Origin of the sequence: Salinicoccus kekensis, assembly GCF_900220995.1 — a bacterium.
In the GTDB taxonomy this organism is placed as follows: Bacteria; Bacillota; Bacilli; order Staphylococcales; family Salinicoccaceae; genus Lacicoccus; species Lacicoccus kekensis.
This window is the reverse complement of the sequence record NZ_OBQF01000005.1, coordinates 76146-97544: the sequence shown is the minus strand read 5'-3', so window position 1 is coordinate 97544 and position 21399 is coordinate 76146. Positions and strand designations below refer to the sequence as shown.

Below are 21399 nucleotides of genomic sequence, written 5' to 3'. Positions count from 1 at the left end.
CAGTGCCTCGCCACGCAGGCGGGGCGCTGCTTTTTATTGTTTAAATTTGTGTAATAGTAAACTGATACTTATAATTGAAATGTAAGGCAGTATTAAGGAGGGGGAGTATATATGATAGACGGTTTGGACAGTGTCATGTTGTATGTGGATAATCAGGAGCAGTCCATCGCTTTTTGGACGAAGGACCTGGGTTTTGTCATCAAGTCTGAAGATATCATCTACGATGACTATAAATCGGTCGAAGTCGCACCGAGCCTCGATTCCGAGACGAGCATCACGATCTTTGACAAGGAATTCATAAGGGAAGCGAGCCCCGAGGTGAATCTGGAGACCCCTTCATTGATGTTCCGTGTGCAGGATCTGGATGCACTGTATGCCGATTTGAGCAATAAAGGCATCAGATGCGGTGACATCGTCAAAACCCCGGACGGGCGTGTCTTTAATTTCTCGGATGATGAGGATAATTATTTTGCAGTGAAGGAAGCCGGGTAAGCGGATGGAAGCAATGATCAGAGTATATAAAAAGCAGGAGTGATGATTGATATCATCACTCCTGCTTTATTGTTCAGTCCTTTATTTACCATTGTGATTACTCCGCAAGATTCGGCAGGAACATTGAGATTGCCGGCACGAATGCGAGTATGAGCAGGCACAGGATCATCACGGCCACAAAAGGCAGCACCCCGACGGCGACCTGCTCGAATTTAACTTTGCCGACGCTAGAGGCGACGAACAGATTGACGCCGAGCGGCGGTGTGACGAAACCGATCGCAAGTGCGACTACAAGGATCACACCGAAGTGGACCGGGTCGACGCCGACGGATGTGACGACAGGCAGCAGTATCGGCGTCAGTATGATCAGTGCAGAAATCGTATCGATGAACATACCGACGATCAGCAGCAGGATGATGATGAGAACCAATATGAAGATCGGATTGGATGTCAGTGCCATCAGGTTTTCTGCGATCATATTCGGTATCTGCTCAAGCGTCATGAAGAATGCGAATGACACCGAGAAACTGATGATGATCATCGTCGTCACATTGATGATGATCGTTTCCATGAAAGCATCATACAACGCTTTCCAGTCGAGCTCCTTATAGATGAATACACCGACGATGACCGCGTAGACCACCGCGGTCACCGCAGCCTCGGTGGGCGAGAATATGCCGCCGTATATACCGCCGAGGATGATGACGGGCACGAGGAGCGCCCATTTGGCTTCCCACGTCGCCTTCAGCACATCTTTGAAAATGAATTTCTCCGTACCTTCCTGAGGCTTGTAGCCGCGCTTCTTTGAAATCAGGTAGGCTGTGATCAGCAATGCGACACCAATCAGGAGCCCCGGCAGTATGCCGGCCAAAAACATGGCACCGACAGAGACGCTTCCGACCGCGCCGTAGACGACGAAAGGGATCGAAGGCGGCAGGATGACACCGATGGAGCCGGCTGCCGCAGGAACCGCGGCAGAGAAGCCGATATGGTATTTATTGGCGATCATCGCCGGGATCATGAAGCTTCCGATGGCGGCAACGGTGGCCGGGCCGGAACCAGCAATCGCCGCAAAGAACATGCAGGCGACGATCGTGACCAGCGACAGTCCGCCCGTGACCCATCCGACGAGCGCCGTCGCAAGGTCAAGCAGGCGCCTCGATATTCCGCCCCTCCCCATCAGCACCCCTGCAAGAATGAAGAATGGGATCGCGAGCAGCGAGAAGGAGTCGAGGGACGTGAACGCTTTCTGTGCGATCAGATTGATCGGCAGATCCGTGCCGAACCATATCGCAACAAGTGCCGAGACGCCCAGTGAAATGGCGATCGGGACACCGATCAGGAAACATATGATCAAAACTGCGAATAATATGAGCATTATATTCATAGAGGCGCCTCCTTTTCCTCTTCTTTGATGTTGGAGTAATCCCTCTTCAAAATATCAGTGAACTGCTGGATCAGGCGGACAGCCATGCTGACGGCCCCGAGCGGCACTGCGAGATAAACGATCCAGATGGGTATCTGTGCAGCCGGCGACACCTGACCGTATTGGAATGATGCCATCACGAGCTGTGTGCCGAGAACGGCGACGAGGACGACGAATAAAAACCAGACGATCGTCGCGGCGATATCCATCACTTTCCGCGGGGTGCCGTTGAACATCCCGACGAATGCGGTGACACGGATGTGCTCACGTATCTTGACCGCATAGCCGGCCCCGATCCAAACCTGGAATATATGGATGTATCTTGCGAATTCCTCCGTCCAGCTGGGTGCGCTCTGGAAGACATAGCGTCCGACGACCTGGCCGAAAATCAGTGCGACCATGAGCACCAGCGTGGCGATCAGAAAACCTTCTTCAAACCTGTGAAATATTTTTTTCATATTCGGACCCCCTCATTTAATGACAGATTCATTCTGCTTCCTCAATTGCTGCTTCCAGTTCTTCAAACAGTTCTGGACCGAGGATTTCCCGGTATTTTTCATATACAGGTTCCACCCTGTCCCTGAATGCCTGTTTTTCTTCATCTGTCAAATCGTTGACCTGGAGGCCTGCTTCTATCATTTCCTCAAGGTATTCGACGCTCTGGTCCTGTTCGAGGATCCGCTGTTCCTCCCTGAACATTTCAGCGGCATCCATAAGGATTTCCTGGTGTTCTGCTTCAAGTGATTGGAAGAAATCGTCGTTCATCAATAAAGCGATCGGCATATAAACATGTGAAGTGAATGACATGTATTCCTGCACTTCGAAAAGTCTGCTCGTATACATCAAAGCGATCGGCGCCTCCATGGCGTCGTAGGAGCCCTGCTGGAGCGAGGAGTACATCTCACCGAAAGCGAACGGTGAGGCGTTCGCACCGAAGGCGTTGAAGAAGTCTGTATGTACCGGGCTCTCGAGCGTCCTCAACTTCTGGCCTTCGATGTCTTCCGGTGTGTAGACCGGGCGCACGTTGTTGGTGATGTGCCGGAAGCCGTTTTCACCGTAGACGAGACCTTTGATATTGATCTCTTCCAGGCTGTCGAGCAGACTCTGTCCGAACGGACCGTCCAGGACGGAGTAGGCCTGCTCTTCATCTTCGAACAGGTACGGCAGGTCCAGGATCATGAAGTCCTGATGGAACCCGGAAAGGCTGGCAAGTGCAGGGACCGTCATCTCGACATTTCCGAGCTGGACCGCTTCTATCGCTTCCCTGTCGGAAGGGAATAAAGAGCCCGAAGGGTAGATTTCGACCCGGAGCTCCCCGCCGGATTCCTCTTCGACCTGCTCCTGAAATGCTTCCAGCAGGATATGGGAAGACTGGGTCGGATTGACCAGATGCGCGATGCGGATCGTCGTCTGGCCGGTCTCTTCATCTATATTGGGTCTGCCGCATGCAGATAATACCAATACAGTGATCAACATGATGAAACTTAAATTCCTCATATAAAAACCTCCTTTTCTGTCGGTGCTCAATGTATATAACTCCTGATCAATTCCCTCAAAACATCCGGGGTGTGGATGAATGCACTGTCCTTATGCAGCCGTTCCGTCATTTTATGGGCATCCTTGCCGTAGGGTCCCACATTCAGGACGGGCGCCTGCAGATTCTGCATCGCCTTGAATGGAATCATGTAAGGCTCGCCCCAGACAGGGAGGTTCTCTTTGAATGAGATCCATCCGGCGTCACTACCGGTGTAATTGACATAACTCAAATCCGATATGCCGTTGAAATAATGGATCCATTTCGCTTCCACACCGTGCATGGAGGCGAATCGGGCCTGCATATCTTTTATCTTCCCCTTCAGGACCGGATCTTCCGAAGCATTGACGGCAGGATAGTAGGAAGGGGCGAGGAACAGCACTGTCGCCGGTACGAGCTCCTTCGAATAATCCATCAGCCGGTCTGCGACTTTGATTGCTTTTTCGCGGACGTTCAGCGTGTCGTCATTGAATATGCTCTCCATGATCAGGTCATACTGCTCCTGCCCGAACTTGGCAATGACATGCTCTGCAAGTTCATGGAAGGTCACGGTATTGATGCGCGGGAGCGGCTCGGCATCGAGCGCTCTGCAGCGGGCGGTGTAATCCGTGTAGCACTGATCCATTGCCTGCTCTGCAACACCCCGGTAAATATCCATCACTTCGCTCGGGCTGCGCTCCATGGTGAAGACGTTGTACAGCGCATAGGAATGATGGGAAGTCTGGGTGGAATAGTCTTTTTTCAGGTCGTTCTGCTGCAGACAGACGGGCGGGGGTGTGGCCTCGCCGTATTTTTCCTCATGAAAAGCGGGATTGAATTCCATCTCTTTCGTCAAATATGCACTCATGAAATGGCTCGTGATGCCGTGCAGCGGTTCGCCTGCATGTGTGCCCACCCCGTAAAATAAGGCGGACGGCATGATTTTCCCGATGCTGCCCGAGTAAATATAATAATTGTCATCCCCCGTATACCGGCTGAACGACGCTTCGCCGTTCAATATAAGCTTCAGGTCGAGTCCTTCATAATCTTTCAGGCCGGATAAGAACTTCACGGCCGCCCGCGTCCCGTCCGAGTTCACTTCCTCATCTGGAGTGGTGACGAGGATCAGGTTCAGCGGCCATTCTTCCATGATCGCAAGCTCCAGCAGACTCATATGTAAAGCAAGGCCCATCTTCATATCCATCACACCGCGGCCGAATATATACTCATCCGATTCGATATCCTTCTGAACCTGGGCATTGAAGCTGTCCTTTCTCTCCTTCATGGCTTTGGTCAGCGCCTCGATGTTGAAAGCGGAATCTTCAAGGTCACCGAATTCCTTGGTATGCACGACATCAAAATGGCTGATCAGTACAATCGTGTCCCTGACATCGCCGGGCTTGTAATGGGCGACGAGGGCGTTCCGGTCTGAGCCTGCATCAACGAGCCGCAGGTGATGCTCATTCTGTTTGAAATAGTCAAGGGAGGACAGTTTCTCCTTTATGAAATGGGGAAATCCGACCTCCCCCTCGGTGCCGCTTCTGCTGTCGAAACTGACCAATTGGCTGAGCAGTGCATATAATTGTTCAGGTGTCTGCCATTGTTCATGTGAAGTTGTCATCATCGGGATCCCTCCTGTTGTCATAAAATTTAAGGAAACGCGCTTCAACGTTGTCCAGGTGCCGGGTCATCGCTTCTTTCGCTGAATTCAGATCCCGGGCTTCCAGGGCGTCCAGAATCTCCTGATGCTCGGCAAAAGAACTTTCCAGGCTTGTACCGATCGTATTGGACAGCGTTAAAAATGCCCTTGATACACCTGTACAGAGTTTCTGTATCATTTGGTGGAATAAATGATTCGGGTTCACTTCAGTGAGCAGTATATGGAAGGCCCTGTCGAGTTCCAGATAATGCTGGTGATTTCCCTGATCCACCGCCTCCTGCTGCCGCTTCAGGTTATCCTTGAGCTTCATCATCATCCTGTCATCCAGTTTATCGATGATCCTCTCCAGATTCTCGGTTTCCAGCACGCGCCGCATATCTATATGGGCGAGGGAATCCTCCCTTGAAAAGCCGGCGACCGTCGCGGGCTTGCCTGCGCCTGCAATGACCAGGCCTTCATTTTCCAATTTGTGCAGGGCATCCCGGAATGGTGTCCGGCTGATGCCGAGCTGTGCCGATATCTTCTCTTCAGGAAGCGGATCACCGACCTGAAGCCTTCCTGTTGCAATTTCTTCCTTTAAGATATTGAATGCCTGTTCAGCCAGGGAGATCTTCGTCTGTACCGTTTTCATGACTTCGCCTCCAGACATATTAAAGTTCACTTATGAACCGTTCAATCCTCTTCAGTCCTTCATTGATGTTTTCAATCGAAGTGGCATATGAAATCCTGATAAAGCCTTCACCGAATTCCGTAAAGCCACTGCCGGGAACGACCGCGACATGCTCCTTCTCAAGCAGCTGATCCGCAAATTCAAATGAGGACATGTTGAATTTTTCAATAGAAGGGAAGACATAGAACGCACCCTGCGGTACTTTCGTCTCAAAGCCGAGGGCAGTCAGCCTTTCAATGATCAGATCACGCCTTTCACGGTAGACGGCAGCCATTTCATGCGGACTGTGCCGGCTGTTGTCCAGTGCCTCGATCGCGGCATACTGGCTCGGCAGCGAAGCGCAGATTGTATCGTACAGATGCACTTTCAAAACGTACGACATCAAAGCGGCGGGGCCGAGGACATAACCGAGCCGCCAGCCCGTCATCGAATGTGATTTTGAGAGTCCGTGGACGAGGAACAGTTTTTCGCGCAGTTCAGGGTACTCAGAAAATGAAGTATGTTTCGCATCATAAGTGATTTCGCTGTAGATTTCGTCCGCGATGACGAAAATATCATGGGCTGCGAGCTCCTTGACCAGCGGCGCCATCTCTTCTTCGGATAACACTTTGCCCGTCGGGTTGGACGGGAAATTGAGCAGGACGGCTTTCGTCTTATCCGTCATCATGCTTCTGAGCTTTTCCGGATCCGGTACGAAATCAGTATCCGATGTATCCATATATTTCACGCTTGCACCGAGCAGGTCGACGAGTGGTTCATAAGCGGAGTAGCATGGTGCAGGGATGATGACTTCGTCGCCTTCATTTAAAATGGTTTCAAAGACCGACCTGAGCCCTTCACTCGCCCCCGTCGTCACGACGATTTCATCTTCGGGATCATACTTGATGCCGTAAACATCCTTGAAGAAATTCGATATGCTTTCCCTGAGTTCCAGCAGACCTGCGTTATGTGAATAACCGGTCCGGTTGTTCTCGATCGCTTTGATGGCTGCCTGTTTCACGGTGTGGGGCGTCGGGATATCCGGTTCCCCGATGGTGAAATTGACGCCGTCCCTGAATGCGGAAACCCTGTTCGAGAACTGGCGCGTGCCGGGTATCTCCAGCGCTGTCACTCTTTGATTTATATTGTCCAAAATGTTCGACCACCTTTTGTATACTGTATACGAGAATGATAATATAACGGTCGAACATTGTAAAGATTGGGAGAGTTTAGATAATTTCAATGTTGATGGCAGAAATATTGAAGAAGGACGCAAAAGGGAACGGAACCGTATCCGGTCCCGTTCCCTCTTTAAATCACTTGAAGATCTCATCGATTTTTTGGATATCTTCCTCTTTGAGCTCAAGGTCGGCCGCCCTCATGTTCTCTTTGATCTGGGCGCCTTTTTTGGCACCCGGGATGATGGCACCGACCGACGGACGGGTGAAATAGAATGCCAGGACAATCTGGGCCACTTCTTCCTCGTATTTCGCCGCGATCTCTTTCAGCTGTTCCACCTTCTTCAGGTTTTCCCTGAACTGATCCTCCTGATAGAAGGGCAGCTTCGAACGGAGGTCATCGAATTTTGAGTTTTCATCATATTTCCCGGCAAGGATCCCGGCGGCCAGCGGGTAGAACGGTATGAAGGTGATGTTGTTCTCCTCGCAGTATTTGAACATGCCGTTCTCGGCTTCCCGGTTAAGTAAATTATACTCGTTCTGCACGACATCGACGTAGCCGTTTTTATTCGCCTTCTTCAGCTGTTCGAGTGAAAAATTGGAGACGCCGATGGCGCGGATCTTACCCGCATCCTTCGCTTCCTTCAATGCACCGACCGCTTCATCAAACGGCGTCTTCTCCTCCGGATCGGGATGGTGAATGTAAAACAGGTCGATATAATCGAGCTGCATACGCTGAAGCGACTCATCCACTTTCCGCTTCAAAAATTCCGGGCTGTTGTCTATGACCTTCCCGCCGTCCCCATCATCACGGCGCTCAGCCTTTGTCGCCACGACGACTTTATTCCTCTGATATTCCTTCAATACTTCACCGACGAGCTCCTCCGAACGGTGGGGCCCGTACGACTGTGCGGTGTCTAGCATCGTCACGCCGTTATCGAGCGCATCACGCACGGTCTGCTTTCCCGCTTCTTCATCCACGTCCTTATACAAGTTATGACCGCCTACGAAGTTTGTCCCGAGTGCTATTGGATGAACGTAAATACCTGACTTCCCAAGTCCTGCAAGTTGTGCCAAATGAATACCCCTTTCCAAAATCAAATATATCTCCATTATAAATGTTATTCCCATGTGATAAAAATATAATCACTCATTATTCTGAATTTTTATTAAACATTTTAGCACAACCTTCAGCCGAATAAAGGGAGAAGGGCCCCGTCAGGCAGGCCGCTTCTGTTTTTTACCTGCCTGACGGGCTGTTGCAGGAGATGGTGAACGGCATGACGACATGTTCGCTCGTTTCCTGGAGCTCGGTGAAAATGCCCTCCATCGCTGCAAAAATATCATTCACTTCCCCGTCGAGCCGTGTCGCAAACGGGGCTGCACTGACTTGAACATTGTGGTCTACAAGCTTTTCCGCCGCTTTTGTGATCTTTTCAATGTAACCCGTCTCGCCGAGGGGATAGATCGAAAATCTGCAGCCTGCCTTCTGGGAAATCCGTCCGGATGCCTCATCATTCAGACGGACTTTATTTTTATCATTCTCATCCTCTCCCGTGTTGCAGCCGCCGAGGACGATGTTTCCGCTCATCTCCACATGCAGGCCGGTCTTTGCCGCATTCAGGTAGATGGCCTTGACCACATCGAATACATCCGCGATGCTGCCGGTTGCCGCCGTCGCCACATCATCCGTCTTCATCCACACTTTCTTCGTATCCACTGCATCCAGAGCGCCTGAAATCACTTCAGCAAAGTCGTCGCTCATCACGCTCAGATTGAACTGTGCGCCCGCTTCTCTTTCCACTGCATTGCCATCCGTCATCATAATCCCCCTAAATTTGTTCTTCATTCAATTGTAGGGGAGGGGCTGGTGCGGGTAAAGCGATATAAATTGCGGGTATTGTCAAATGGAGCTTCTCTCCATGATTTACTTTGATAAATTAAACCAATATACTTAAATAAAATAAACGCAGTGAAAGGAGGCTCCGGTAAATGAAGCTTATGGATGGATTGAAGTTTTTGATGCTGTTCCTCGCCGTATTCGTTGTTGCGGCATGCGGGAACGGGGAAGTGGATGAAAATATCACAGATGATGAAGATTCGACGGATACGACGCTTGAATCACCTGAAGAAGCGCCTGAAGACACGGCAACTGATGTTGAAGGTACGATCACGGTCTCCGCTGCAGCGAGCCTGGTGGATGCGCTCGGGGAGATCACCACACTTTTCAACGAAGAATACCCGGAGGTCACTGTCGATTATAATTTCGGCGGCTCAGGTGCCCTGATGCAGCAGATCATTCAGGGGGCACCGGTAGATCTATTCTTCTCGGCCAATGTGGATCATTTCCAGGAGGTCATGGAAGAAGGGTATATTGATGAGGAAGACTCGGTGGATCTGCTCACAAATGAGCTCGTTCTGATCGTGCCGACCGGCAGTGATTCGGTGACATCTTTTGATGATCTGGAAAACGCGGATCAGATCGCGATCGGCAACCCCGAATCCGTGCCTGCAGGTGAGTACAGCGTGGAAGCATTTGAAAACATGGATATAATGGAAGAAATCGAATCGAAGCTGATCTATGCGGAAGATGTGAGGCAGGTGCTGAATTATGTCGAGACCGGGAATGCCGATGCAGGCATGGTGTATCATACAGATACCATAATGAGTGACGGCGCTGATGTGGTGGATGCGGCACCGGAAGATGCCCATTCGCCGATCGTATACCCGCTCGGCATGATGAACGATACGGATGATGAGGCGGCACAGCTTGCCTTCTTCGAGTTCATGCAGAGTGAAGAAGCCGGTGAGGTTTTCAATGAATATGGTTTTATTATCCAGTAACATCACGGCCCAGGAATTTTTGACGCCTGTACTGCTTTCCCTAAGGGTCGCATTCATTGCCCTGGTCATCGTGCTGATATTCGGCATCATCATCGCGCGCTTCATGGCGAGGAATGATTTCAGAGGGAAGATCGTCATCGAGACGTTTTTGATGATGCCGCTTGTGCTGCCGCCGACGGTCGTGGGGTTCTTGCTCCTTGTATTCTTCGGCAACAGCAGCGTGGTCGGGGAGGCAATCGCATGGCTCTACGGGGACACAATCATATTCACTTGGTATGCGGCAGTCGCTGCGAGCACGGTGGTCGCATTCCCTTTGATGTACCAGGCGGCGAAGGGCGGATTCCTCAATGTTAATGAAGATATAGAGAACGCCGCGCGGGTCGACGGGGCGAACAGGTGGCAGGTGTTCTTCAGGATCACGCTGCCGCTTGCGAGGACGGCCTTGATCACCGGGGCGCTGCTGAGTTTTGCCCGGGCACTCGGGGAATTCGGGGCGACCATCATCATCGCGGGCAATATACCCGGGCGCACCCAGACGCTGCCCACCGCGATATACGTCGCACTCCAGTCCGGCAACATGAGACTCGCCTGGGCATGGGTGATCGTCATCGTCATACTGTCCTTCTTCATGCTGATGTTCATCCGTGTGAAAGCGAATGAATCATAATTGTGTATATTGACAATGACCCTTCAATATTGTATTATTAATCGTGCACATACACACAGGACATAATCACACGTGATGAACGAAATTATGGATTCGTAAGGTCAGGAGCCGACCACACACACGAGGCTCACCAGACAATCTATAATTAAAGGAGGCTTTTCTCATGGCAGGTCCAAGAAGAGGCGGTCGTCGTCGTAAAAAGGTTTGTTATTTCACAGCAAACGGAATTACGCACATCGACTATAAAGAAGTAGAAATGCTTAAAAAGTTCATTTCAGAACGTGGCAAAATTCTTCCTAGACGTGTAACAGGTACTTCCGCGAAGTATCAGCGTCCATTGACTGTAGCGATCAAACGCGCACGTCACATGGCATTGTTACCATACGTTAAAGAAGAAGCATAATAGTATATATGTTCATAAAGCCTATCAAACCAATGGTTTGAGGGCTTTTTCTTTTGTCCAAATGTCGGTTTCAGGGCAATTTCGGGGCAAAGTGTGGGAATTTCTAGAAAAAAACACCTATCGAGAGGTGTCTAAATCCTTAAAAGCTATTTATTTCAATGATTCTTTTCAAATCAAGCATTAATATGTCCTCCAAATTAATAGGGGACCCATTATCAACACTCTCTATAATTATCCCTTCATTCAGAGAGATATAATAAGCTTTTAGAAACCTTTCTTTTTCAAAACCAACATTTAAAATTTGAGCATCTTTGTCAATTTTTAAGGAATATATTACAGTACCTGTTTTATTTTCTGTTATCAAAAATTGATTGGTAGGATTGTTTTCCGGAAGTAATGTAATTCCGCAATCTGCACCAATTTTATAAAGTGCGTCATTCATTTTTACTACTAAAGAAGATAAATCACTTATAAAATTTTCAAGACGCTGTTCTTTATCTTCCTTGCTTACTTTTACATTGTGCTTATTTTTTATTAAATCATTAATTCTTCTATCCATTAAAACCTCTCCTACATTCAATACTTTAATTGTATCATAAAAGACTCCTGGAAACACATCACTCTCAAGTGTCACTAATTCACTTTTTCGAGTTTATCCATCATCGTCTCATTCATCTTATCGGTGACATGAGTATATATCTGCAGGATCGTCCTGTAGTCAGAACGATCCACACGATTCATGAGCGCCTTAATCCCCACATCGAGGAAGGCCAGGACACTAATATGATTATGGTGCAGTATATGACTGGTTACTTTCTTTTTCTTGCTGATGCCCGTCCAGTCTGCCGCTTCTTTGAGCATATCGTTCACCTGATCTTGCGGCATCGGGCTGTCTGTCGAGCCGGTGAATACATAGCCTTTGTCCATGTAACGATCATTCCAGCTTGCTTCCTTCTTATTCTCGAGCATGGCCGCTTCAATATGTTGATGCTCCTTTGAGTCAATCCAATACAGCGGTGGGAGCCTTTCGTCTTCGTCATATCTTATAGCCGAACCCTTCGGCTGATGATCCCAATAAATCGAACCATCAATTAAAAGTGTGATGTTCTCGAAGTCGATATTATGCGGCTGAATGGCCAGCAGTTCAGATATTCTCATGCCGTTCAGCACCTGGAACTCAATGACATACTGAATCATTTTCAAGTTACGCTTCACATCCGCCCGCTTGTGCTGCTTAATCTTATAGTCCGGGTATGCGAAGATGTCATCTATTTCCCGTTGAGTGAGGTACTTATTGGCATCGTCTTCAGTCGTGGCCGCTTCATAATCCACAACGTCTTTCGGTATCTTCAAATCCTTCACATCGAACTCCGGTTTGAAGTTATATTCCCCGGACGGGTATAAGCATAGAAGGCATGTATCACAATGGCGTAAATGTCCAGGGAGCGCTGCTTTAATCCCTCATCCGATTTTTTATATAATGAAGTCCCGCAGATGGACCGTTAGATATTTCAAACTGAATGAAGCCGATCGATTGAAGACATTGAAGAGTTATCCAAGCCTTACATCAGAGTCTATGCCGCAGGTATTAACGTAAATCTGGGCAATGAAGCCAAAGTTATCGCATATGAGGAAGAACAAGAAGACGAGTTGGAAGCTGTGAAGAAAGGTTATCAAGAGTATCTCTCTACTCATAAATCTTTAGCCAGAGAGGAAAGGCTTTTAGAGGTTCTCATCAGAACCATCAACAAAGACGCTGAAACTTATAACAAAAGAGGATAGCAACTCACTTGAAAGAAGTATCAGCGCAGCAGACTCAGTTGATTATGAGTGAAGCAAGTAAGAATTTAATATTAAGCGTTTAACCTTTCCTTCGCTCTTGGAGATCTTTATCGATGGCTTCGATATCTGAAAACAATTCTTGGGTTTCATGTTTTGAAACATACCATTCTTTAAAGAAATATTCCAAGACTAGTAACAATTTTCCTGCATCCTCTACAGTGACATCAAGGATGAGATTAACATCTTTTTCTAAGTGAGCTCCAACGTTCCCAATTTTGCGTAAGGAATGTAAGACAGAATTTTGGTCTTCAGATATCAATCCTTCAATGGCTTTTATCTCGTCGTGCAAAGATGTTTTTGAAATCTCAAAGAAATCTCGAATCATCCCTTGAAGGCATCTTCTTGAAAGGGTCGCAGAAGCTTTAGGACTTAAATGAACTATCCTGTATGCCTCTTCATAATCTTCGCGAAGAACAGCCGGTATATACTCTGGCAACTGTTTCGCCTTGGAAAGTGGATGGATTGGCAATTGGATGTGTGTATATTCGCCGTGAACTCCTCCAACATCGTAAGAAGTTCTATCGCAATGAGAACAACGTAACTTGTTAATTCTTATATCATAATCAGATTCTTCTCTTGTTCCGTGAATAGTATATAACGTATCAATCGCATCATAAAAATTTATATAGTTTTGTCGGAACGTATCGGGAGTTTCAGCGACGGCATGGTCACAAAAAGGACATTTTAGTTTCATAATTTTCCACCTCATAAAGTAAATTAACTAAATTATACCTAAAGAAAGGATTGAAGGTAAGAATAGTTCGGTTTTTCAAGATTATTAAAAATTAGCAATTAGGAAAGTAGATAATAATGAGTAATAAAGAAATCGAGACAAGCAGACTCAATGTAAACAAGCTATCTGACGCAGAATACGTCAAAGGCAAGTACATCAAAAGAGAAAACGAAGTTAACGACCTTTTAATAAATAAGCAGCAACTGTACCACTTATTAATGCATGGTGAGCTGCAAGCGGAAGAATTGGAAGGCCTCTAAATAAGATGATAACATGTCAAAAAATATGGTCAGCTGTTGACTGTACATGGGAAGAATATTAGGAAATATGCAAGTCAAGTGGGCGAAATTGGGGGACTATCTTAAAGACAAGAGTGTTTCGAATGAGATAAAAAAGATTATGCTAAAAAAAGTTAACCTACTTTTAGCAAAAGTAAAACGAGAACTTGAAGATTACAATTCAAAAGTGAATAAAATAGATATCACCTAAATTATAGAGTCGGAACATCGAAAGATCACCAACTTTTATACTATAATAATTGAGACAGCGGAAAACATTAAAGATATGAAATCTGATGGGTTATCGGCTCTTGAGTATGCAGTCGTGAGGTCTGCAAATAGAATGAGATTACTCGACCTTTCAATATAAAACATGTTGGGATTGATCTAAATACGAGGCAAGTGGTTTGCAGATAAAAAGACACTTTGCGAGTTCATGTGCATCAGCGAATCATACTTTGATTTATATTTCTTGAAAGATGATCGTATGCGTTCCTGTGAATACCGCAGAGGTAATAAAGTCGTTTGGGAGACGGCAAAGGCTGAAAAGTATGTCAAAGATATATGGCGGGAGATTGCTCGATAAGATGAAATGAAGAAGAAGCTTTACAAATTGGACGCCCTAAAAAGGAGTGAATTTCTCATAATTAAGAAATATCTCAAGCTGGGGTGAGTGTGTAAAACACTTACCTTTTTTCGATATATATAACAGAATTCGTCCTCTGAGGATGCCACACATTGGACGATTTGGTAACTGCCTGATACTTTTGTTCATATAAGGGTTAAAAGTTCTTAAAACGCATATATGCGGAGATTTTGAAACTTGATGCCAATCCCTTGTATGGTACGTGAAAAAGGGTATATAATAGTATCACTAAACATTTATATATCTTTTTAGGAGGGGTGTTATAAATGATCAGTGCCGATAATCAGGTCGCTCGGAAACCGAATTTTAATATTGAGAAACTGAAAGAAAGAGCAGTGAGACTAGAAACAACTAAAGACGGGAAAGTCATTTTAGATAAACGCAACCCAAACCATAGGGAATGGTATAATGGCTAGAATCTCATATGGATCAATATACCGGCAACTCCTGACCTTTGATGATGGTAAAGGCAGCAAGGAGAGGCCGGTATTTGTTTTAGATTCGGATGCTGATGATGTATATTTCTTTGCTATTTCAACGAAAAAAGGTAAGGAACATCAACGAAAGTATAGGCCTGCCTTCCTAGGATGGAGACAATCAGGATTAACTGAACCATCTTATATCTTAATTGATGACCCACCATACATTCTGAAGAAGTCCCTTTTCACTAAAGATAAATACATTGGTGAAGCTAGTGATTTTGATATTAACACGTTGGAGTCACATATTTCAGATCTTGGATTAGACAAATAGCGACTTGTATTTATAAAGTCTAAGCAAAGGGCAATTTCAGGGCAAATTAATGAGCTAAGGGCAAACAGTCTGGGAATACACATTCTATACATAGCCCTTCAAACCCTGATATGACAACATTGTGGTCAAGTCTGAATGCTCCTTAATTCACTTTACATAAAAGAAGAAGCATAATATGTTGAACACCCCGCAGGCCTTGAGCCTTGCGGGGTGTTTTTTATTTGGGTATTGGGTGAGGGGGGGTGGGTGACATAAGTGATGCCGACTCGGATGACTTATGTCATTTTGATGTGATTCATGACATAAGTGGTGCCGAATCAGATGAGTTATGTCATTTTGATGCGATTCATGACATAAGTGCCCCCGAATCAGATGAGTTATGTCATTTTGATGTGGAATATGACATAAGTGCCCCCGAATCAGCCAAGTTATGCCGCCGCACCTTAAGAAACCGGCACTCCCTGTGCCGGTCCTTAACATTACTCCGTCGAAGTATCGTCTTCGCCTTCTTCTTCGTCAATATCTTCGCCTCTGTCCTCCTGCTCGATCGGCTCGGTATCGGTGTCCGTCTCGACATTCTCTTCACCGCCGCAGGCACTGAGCATGACAACAGCGGAGAGCCCGCCGGCCATCAGAAACTTCCGGGTCAGCATCAATATCACTCCTAAAGAGATGTTACATACAATTTACCCTTTACACCAATAAATTACACTTCGCATGATGTTAGAAAATCACCTGACAGGGAAAGAGCATTATAAAAAACGACAGGTGATCAGATGGAAAGTAAAATCTACAAAACCTACGCCCGGACCTATCAGGCGATCCTCAGACAGGCGGTGAAGCTCCTCGACTGGAAGCCGCCGATGCTGCTGCGAGGGGAGGGGATGCTTGAACACCTTCCCAAAACTCTAAAAGCTAGGAATTACAATAAAGTGCTCATCGTGACGGACAAAGGCATCAGCAACCTCGGTCTGATGGACACCCTGCTTGAGGGCCTCAAGTCACAGAAGATCGAGTATTTCATCTACGATGGGACGGTACCTAACCCGACCGATCAAAATGCCATCGAAGCGGCTGAGATATATAATGTAAACAATTGTGACGCCATCATCGGTTTCGGCGGCGGTTCGCCGCTGGACTGCGCAAAAGGGACTGCGGTGATGGTGGAGGCGGAACACAAGAATCTTAAACAGTATCATGGCCTGCTCAAAGTCCGCAAGAAGCTGCCGCCGGTGATCGCGGTGCCGACGACTGCCGGCACGGGGAGTGAAGGGACACTTGCTGCGGTCATCACAGACAGCGGGAGCAGGGCGAAGTATGCCATCATGGATCCGGCACTCGTGCCTGAAATCGCCGTTCTGGATGCCTCACTCACGACGGGCCTCCCGCCCGAGATCACTGCGCACACCGGGATGGATGCAGTGAGCCATGTCGTCGAAGCCTACATCAACCGCAGCAATACGAAAGAGACGCGCAGCATGGCGGAGGAGGCGATCCGGCTCCTGTTCGAGAATCTGCCCATCACTTACCGCAACGGGAGGAATAAAAAGGCGCGCGACAATATGCAGTACGCGGCATATCTTGCAGGACGGACATTCACCAGAGGATACGTCGGCAACATCCATGCGATGGCGCACCAGATCGGTGCGCGGTATCCAGTGACGCACGGCGAGGCGAATGCGATCATCATGCCTTACACCCTAGAAGAGTACGGCGCAGCGGTCCATTCCGATCTTGCAGGACTTGCGGATGCTGCAGGCATCTCCAGGGACGGGGAAGATGATGCAGAAAAAGCGCAGAAGTTCATAGAACATATCCGGGATTTGAATAAAGCCCTCGGCATCAGGGAGACGATGCCTGAAATAGAAGAGGATGATATAGATGAGATGATTGAATACTCGTATGCCGAAGCCAATCCGCTCTATCCGGTGCCGGTGATCTTCACGAGGGAAAAATTCAGGGAAATGTATATGAAAGTGAAAAACGGACCCCAGTCAAACTGAGGTCCGTCCATTTAAATTCAATTTAAAATTCAACTTTGACCGAGCCGAGATTCTCAAAATGTGCTTCAAATACATCGCCTGCGTCTACATCCATCGCTTTGGTCAGTGATCCGGCGAGTACGACTTCGCCTTTTTTCAAGCCGATATCGTACTCGTCGAGGGACTTCGCAAGCCAGACGACGGCTTCCAGCGGGTTGCCGAGCACCGCGCTGCCGTAGCCTTCGTCGATCTTCATGCCGTTTTTGAAGATTTCCATCCGTTCTGCCGGCAGGTCGATATCTTCAAGCTTCAGCTGTTTCCCGCCGAGCAGTGCACCGGCGGAGGAGCCGTTGTCGGAGACGGTATCCTCGAACTTGATCTTCCAGTCGGCGATCCGGCTGTCGATGAGTTCCGCGGCCGGCACCGCATAATCGATGTAGTCCGCCGCATTATCCGCTGTGATGTTCGCGGCATCGATGTCTTCTTTCAGCACGAAGGCGATCTCAAATTCGATCCTCGGCTGGATGAACTGGTCGACATCGATCTTCTCGCCTTCCTTATAGATCATATCATCGAAGATATGGCCGTAATCCGGCTGGTCGACGCCGAGCATCTCCTGCATGGCTTTTGATGTGAGGCCGATCTTCTTGCCTTTGACGACTGCGCCGTCATCCATCCGGCGCTCGGCATATTTCAGCTGGACCGCATAAGCATCCGCAGCTGTGAGCTCCGGATGCCTTTCGGTGAGCGGCTGGATGGGTGCGCCCGTCTTTTCGGCTTCATATATTTCATCTGCTAATTTCTTGATATCTGGCATTATGCTGATCTCCTTCTACACGGTGGCATATTGCTTGTACGCAAATGCAGCAGTTTTATTGAACCATGTGATCTTGATATTCCTGTTGTTGAAATGCTTCAACAGTGTGTTGTCGGTAAAGCCGATATGGTTGTTCTCATTATCTACATATAATGTACAGTTCAGTTTGTGGAACCGCGATTCGAGCATCACGTCATAGTAGCCGCTTTCCGGCAGTATGAACGCCGGCTGATGCTGAAAGTAGCCGTTCGAGATGCGGGTGTGGGTGGTGAAGGGCCTGCCCATCAGCGTCTCCACTTTCTGAATGCGTCCGGTGAGGATCATCTCCCGGATCAGCGTCGAGCTCACTTTCTCGCCTTGGCACTCCACTTTACCGACCTCTGTCGCTGTGATCCTGCGGCCGGATGTTTCGTACAACGTGCCAATCTTCCCTGCGCCTTTGAAACCGTATGTGAAATCGAATCCTGCCACGGCATGCACCGTGCCGAACTTGTAGAGATATTCTTCGATATACTCCTCCGGCGGCAGCGCGGCGAAGGCTTTGGTGAAATTGACGATATAGAACCGGTCCACGCCCATCGCTTCCAGTGCTTTCGCCTTCTCATCCAGCGTCATCAGGTACTGGATGACGATTTTGCCGTTCGACAGCACTGTCTTGGGATGAGGAAAGAAACTCATGACATCGAGCGATACGTTCTTCTCATCCGCGGCTGCTTTGGCTGTATCAATGACATGTTGATGACCTTTATGCACCCCGTCGAAAAAGCCGAGTGCGACAACATTTTCCCTTGAACGTGTTTGCCAATACTGCAGATTGGTATCTTTCAGGTGTATGATTTCCATTTCCAACATCCCCCTTAAAAGTGAAGTGCGTCTATCTGACTTCTTCCAGTTCCAGTTCTTTGAGCTCCCTGTACTTGCCGCAGTTGAAGATGAGCGGTTCGCCGTCGGTCAATGTCAGGTCGTTGACCTTGCCGATGAAGAGGACGTGATCCCCTTCCGTGTGCTCATTGTACACTTCGCATGACAGCTGACATACCGCGTCTTCAACGACCGGCACACCTGCGAGTTCACCAAATTCGAACTTGTCCTCGAACTGCTTCTGGCCTGCAAAGCGCATGGATTGTTCCTGCTGCTCGCATGACAATACGTTGACTGAGAACTTGCCGCTCTCCCTGATGCGCTCGAGCATTTTTGCTTTATCTCCGATTGAAATGACGATGAGCTTTGGATCGAGTGAGACGGACATGAATGCATTGGCCGTCATGCCGTATGCTTCACCATCCACCTCCGTTGCGATTACGTTGACACCTGTAGCAAATTTACCCATTGCGTTTCTGAATTGACGATCTTCCATTATAATTGCCTCCTTGAATTTTTTTAATAATTATCCGAGTGTGCTATTGATTGCATAATATGCTTCTACTGCCTATAATGAAATCGCTACCAACTAAGTGTGATTTCTGATATGTGCCCTCTGGATAGGATACTTACATGCTACCACCGGCTGAATGTAAATATAAGCTATCAACTATGCTAAAAAGGTAGTATGATTAGTACAGAATATACTAATAATTAAATCTATTCTGTCTAGTCGACATATTTTACAAAGGGGTGCTTGGTTTATGACTTACAATGTGAATGATCAAAGAGCCGAAGTGAGGGATCTGGAGGAAGTTTTGAAGCTGCCGGACGACCAGTTGTCCCGTATCTTCCACAACCGTACAGTGAGCATACCAGTCTCCGCGCTGCACGCTTTAAGGCAGGAACTGGTCTTCAGCATCGGGGAAGACCGGACGAAAGGTGTATTCATAAGATACGGCTGGCATACAGGCGTCACTGAAGGCCAGAAGATGAGGGAATTGAACTGGAAAAGTGAAGAGGAGCTTGTAATGGCCGGCCCGATGCTTCATAAGATGCACGGTCATCTGGATGATGTCATCGTCGAAGAGATGAAATATGATGATGAAGATGCAATAAACTACATCCGGGCCGCCTGGTACAACTCGTATGAAGTTGAAAAGCAGCTGGAGTTTTCAGGACCTGCAGATCAGCCGGTATGCCATACGCTTTGCGGTTTTGCAAGCGGTTACTTATCCAGTGCACTCGGCCGGCCGATGCTCGTCAAGGAGACGAAATGCATGGCGGTGGGGGACGATAACTGTGAAATGGTCTGTAAGCCCATTGAAGACTGGGGCACAGATGAGCATGAGAACACATATTACCAGTCCTCGAGTGTCATCGAGGAACTTGATGAAGTCACCGCCAAGCTGAAAAGGGAAAGGGATTATTTGACGACGGCACACGATGTCCATAAGCAGATGATGGAAATCATCCTGTCGAAGAAGGAGCTTGAGAACATCGCCGAACTGCTGCACAACACGACAGGTCTGCCGATATTCATCGAAGATGAAAATCACAATATTACAGCAAAATGCAATGGCACAACAATCGATTTCGATCTGCGTGAACTGGATACGAAGGTCACGCATTTCTTCGAATTATCCGGCGGCGAAGGGCTGCTCAGGACCCCGATCTACTTTGAAAATAAAATCCGGGGCTACTGTTCATTCGTCTATACAGGCGGAAGCAGGCCGACACCGCTTGAATATATGATCATAGACCAGACTTCGCTCACTGCCTCCATAGTGCTGCTCCATGAGAATATCAGGATTCAGACAGCCCAGAATATCAGGCGGAGCTTCCTTGCTGATATTCTCGACGAAAAGATGGATGAGGATGAACTGTACAAGGTTGCAAAGTATCTCGATTTCAATCCGGAAGGGGATTACTGGGTCTTCACGATGGAGAAGATGGGCAACGAAGACGAGCTGAACCTTGAAATAGAAGCAAATGAGAAGGTGCTGAAACATGTCAACATGTTCTTCAAGCAGCGGGGCATCGAAACTTTCGCATCCTATAAGTTCAGCCAATTGATCGTTGCACTTGAAGACCGGCCGGATAATATCATGATGAAGGATAAACCCGGCATGATCAATGCACTGCTCAAGCACTGCAGAGAAAAATATAAAAACTATAAATTCAATGTGGGTGTCAGTTCCGTTGAGAACAATATCCGTTCCATCCCGGACCTTTATAAGGAGACGGAAATCGCACTGAACACCAGGACGGATGACAGCGGGGGCAACATCCTCTATTACGATGACCTCGGTGTGGAAAAACTGTTGTTCCAGATTTCCGATCAGTCGATGCTGAACAGGTTCGTCGAGAGCCAGATCGGGGATCTGCTGGAAGCCGACAAGCATGACGAACTGACCGAGACGCTGAAATGCTACATCGAGAACGGCATGAGCATCAATGCGACCTCGAAGGCGATGTCGATGTCGATCAGCGGTCTGAGGTACAGGCTGGAGAAGATCAGTGACCTGCTGGGCATTGAAATGGATGATACGAAGGCGCTGTTCTCCATCTATATGGCACTGAATGTAGCCCGGGTCAAAAAGAAATCATAATGCAAAAAAGCACGCCTCCCGAATTCGGGAGACGTGCTTTTTA

General features: G+C 47.8%; 24 protein-coding genes. 9 read left to right on the top strand and 15 right to left on the bottom strand.

The genetic code is table 11. The features are described 5' to 3' along the window. The first annotated feature begins 111 nt into the window (after positions 1-111). Entirely contained in the window at positions 112-492 is a 381-nt protein-coding gene (locus CRN96_RS10080) for a VOC family protein (RefSeq protein ID WP_097041754.1), read from the top strand. A gap of 97 nt (positions 493-589) precedes the next feature. Here the strand turns inward: CRN96_RS10080 and CRN96_RS10075 are convergent, their stop codons facing one another. From CRN96_RS10075 to CRN96_RS10040, 8 genes are all read right to left on the bottom strand, one after another. Beyond that, complete coding sequence (locus CRN96_RS10075) at positions 590-1879, bottom strand: TRAP transporter large permease (RefSeq protein WP_097041752.1); 1290 nt, start codon at positions 1877-1879, stop codon at positions 590-592. After that, positions 1876-2376: a TRAP transporter small permease gene (locus CRN96_RS10070; RefSeq protein ID WP_097041749.1), complete on the bottom strand. Its 501-nt coding sequence runs from the start codon at positions 2374-2376 to the stop codon at positions 1876-1878. The genes CRN96_RS10075 and CRN96_RS10070 overlap by 4 nt, the downstream gene beginning before the upstream one ends. A 28-nt stretch (positions 2377-2404) precedes the next feature. Next, on the bottom strand, positions 2405-3415 hold the full coding sequence (locus tag CRN96_RS10065) for a DctP family TRAP transporter solute-binding subunit (protein ID WP_097041747.1): 1011 nt from the start codon (positions 3413-3415) through the stop codon (positions 2405-2407). A 26-nt stretch (positions 3416-3441) separates the two neighbouring features. Next, positions 3442-5055, bottom strand: a complete 1614-nt coding sequence (locus CRN96_RS10060) for a M20/M25/M40 family metallo-hydrolase (protein ID WP_342745146.1) — start codon at positions 5053-5055, stop codon at positions 3442-3444. Continuing rightward, entirely contained in the window at positions 5036-5722 is a 687-nt protein-coding gene (locus CRN96_RS10055; RefSeq protein ID WP_179647179.1) for a GntR family transcriptional regulator, read from the bottom strand. The genes CRN96_RS10060 and CRN96_RS10055 overlap by 20 nt, the downstream gene beginning before the upstream one ends. Before the next feature lie 19 nt (positions 5723-5741). Then, positions 5742-6893 carry an aminotransferase class I/II-fold pyridoxal phosphate-dependent enzyme gene (locus CRN96_RS10050; RefSeq protein ID WP_342745145.1) on the bottom strand — a complete coding sequence of 384 codons (1152 nt, stop codon included), beginning with the start codon at positions 6891-6893 and terminating at the stop codon, positions 5742-5744. A 163-nt stretch (positions 6894-7056) separates the two neighbouring features. Continuing rightward, entirely contained in the window at positions 7057-7995 is a 939-nt protein-coding gene (locus tag CRN96_RS10045; protein ID WP_245844635.1) for an aldo/keto reductase, read from the bottom strand. A 163-nt stretch (positions 7996-8158) separates the two neighbouring features. Continuing rightward, positions 8159-8740, bottom strand: coding sequence for a YkoF family thiamine/hydroxymethylpyrimidine-binding protein (locus CRN96_RS10040; RefSeq protein WP_097041740.1), 582 nt, complete (start codon positions 8738-8740; stop codon positions 8159-8161). Between the two features lie 170 nt (positions 8741-8910). Between CRN96_RS10040 and modA the strand changes: the two genes are divergently transcribed. The 3 genes from modA to rpsR all read left to right on the top strand — a co-directional run bounded on the left by modA (position 8911) and on the right by rpsR (position 10832). Further along, positions 8911-9762: a molybdate ABC transporter substrate-binding protein gene (modA, locus tag CRN96_RS10035; RefSeq protein ID WP_245844633.1), complete on the top strand. Its 852-nt coding sequence runs from the start codon at positions 8911-8913 to the stop codon at positions 9760-9762. Then, positions 9743-10429: a molybdate ABC transporter permease subunit gene (gene modB, locus CRN96_RS10030; protein ID WP_097042022.1), complete on the top strand. Its 687-nt coding sequence runs from the start codon at positions 9743-9745 to the stop codon at positions 10427-10429. Before modA ends, modB begins: the two co-directional genes overlap by 20 nt. A 163-nt stretch (positions 10430-10592) precedes the next feature. Beyond that, positions 10593-10832 carry a 30S ribosomal protein S18 gene (gene rpsR / locus CRN96_RS10025; protein ID WP_097041737.1) on the top strand — a complete coding sequence of 80 codons (240 nt, stop codon included), beginning with the start codon at positions 10593-10595 and terminating at the stop codon, positions 10830-10832. 139 nt (positions 10833-10971) lie between these two features. Here rpsR and CRN96_RS10020 read toward each other — a convergent pair whose 3' ends face one another. The 3 genes from CRN96_RS10020 to CRN96_RS10010 form a co-directional block, all read right to left on the bottom strand. Continuing rightward, positions 10972-11391 carry a hypothetical protein gene (locus CRN96_RS10020; protein WP_097041736.1) on the bottom strand — a complete coding sequence of 140 codons (420 nt, stop codon included), beginning with the start codon at positions 11389-11391 and terminating at the stop codon, positions 10972-10974. Between the two features lie 74 nt (positions 11392-11465). Continuing rightward, positions 11466-12194 carry a tyrosine-type recombinase/integrase gene (locus CRN96_RS10015; protein ID WP_179647178.1) on the bottom strand — a complete coding sequence of 243 codons (729 nt, stop codon included), beginning with the start codon at positions 12192-12194 and terminating at the stop codon, positions 11466-11468. A gap of 499 nt (positions 12195-12693) precedes the next feature. Beyond that, complete coding sequence (locus tag CRN96_RS10010) at positions 12694-13368, bottom strand: DUF4145 domain-containing protein (protein ID WP_218839931.1); 675 nt, start codon at positions 13366-13368, stop codon at positions 12694-12696. Between the two features lie 116 nt (positions 13369-13484). Here CRN96_RS10010 and CRN96_RS10005 point away from each other — a divergent pair, with 116 nt between their 5' ends. The 3 genes from CRN96_RS10005 to CRN96_RS10000 all read left to right on the top strand — a co-directional run bounded on the left by CRN96_RS10005 (position 13485) and on the right by CRN96_RS10000 (position 15084). Next, a complete protein-coding gene (locus CRN96_RS10005) occupies positions 13485-13667 on the top strand; it encodes a hypothetical protein (protein ID WP_097041732.1) in 183 nt (60 codons plus the stop codon). Between the two features lie 930 nt (positions 13668-14597). Further along, the gene (locus tag CRN96_RS13285; RefSeq protein WP_179647177.1) at positions 14598-14747 is read left to right on the top strand and encodes a hypothetical protein; all 150 of its coding nucleotides are present in this window, start codon (positions 14598-14600) and stop codon (positions 14745-14747) included. Continuing rightward, positions 14740-15084, top strand: a complete 345-nt coding sequence (locus tag CRN96_RS10000; protein ID WP_097041730.1) for a hypothetical protein — start codon at positions 14740-14742, stop codon at positions 15082-15084. Before CRN96_RS13285 ends, CRN96_RS10000 begins: the two co-directional genes overlap by 8 nt. A gap of 479 nt (positions 15085-15563) precedes the next feature. Here the strand turns inward: CRN96_RS10000 and CRN96_RS13280 are convergent, their stop codons facing one another. Beyond that, a complete protein-coding gene (locus CRN96_RS13280) occupies positions 15564-15737 on the bottom strand; it encodes a hypothetical protein (RefSeq protein ID WP_179647176.1) in 174 nt (57 codons plus the stop codon). A gap of 123 nt (positions 15738-15860) precedes the next feature. On the opposite strand from CRN96_RS13280, the gene CRN96_RS09995 reads away from it, so the two are divergent. Beyond that, positions 15861-17087 carry an iron-containing alcohol dehydrogenase gene (locus CRN96_RS09995; protein ID WP_218839930.1) on the top strand — a complete coding sequence of 409 codons (1227 nt, stop codon included), beginning with the start codon at positions 15861-15863 and terminating at the stop codon, positions 17085-17087. Positions 17088-17109: 22 nt separating this feature from the next. Here CRN96_RS09995 and CRN96_RS09990 read toward each other — a convergent pair whose 3' ends face one another. From CRN96_RS09990 to CRN96_RS09980, 3 genes are read right to left on the bottom strand one after another with little or no spacing between them, the layout of a single operon-like run. Beyond that, complete coding sequence (locus CRN96_RS09990) at positions 17110-17883, bottom strand: 2-keto-4-pentenoate hydratase (RefSeq protein ID WP_097041728.1); 774 nt, start codon at positions 17881-17883, stop codon at positions 17110-17112. A gap of 15 nt (positions 17884-17898) precedes the next feature. Further along, positions 17899-18726 carry an FAD synthetase family protein gene (locus CRN96_RS09985; RefSeq protein ID WP_179647175.1) on the bottom strand — a complete coding sequence of 276 codons (828 nt, stop codon included), beginning with the start codon at positions 18724-18726 and terminating at the stop codon, positions 17899-17901. Between the two features lie 31 nt (positions 18727-18757). Continuing rightward, complete coding sequence (locus CRN96_RS09980) at positions 18758-19240, bottom strand: flavin reductase family protein (RefSeq protein WP_097041724.1); 483 nt, start codon at positions 19238-19240, stop codon at positions 18758-18760. A gap of 268 nt (positions 19241-19508) precedes the next feature. On the opposite strand from CRN96_RS09980, the gene CRN96_RS09975 reads away from it, so the two are divergent. Then, positions 19509-21356: a XylR N-terminal domain-containing protein gene (locus CRN96_RS09975; RefSeq protein WP_097041721.1), complete on the top strand. Its 1848-nt coding sequence runs from the start codon at positions 19509-19511 to the stop codon at positions 21354-21356. Positions 21357-21399: the final 43 nt, after the last annotated feature.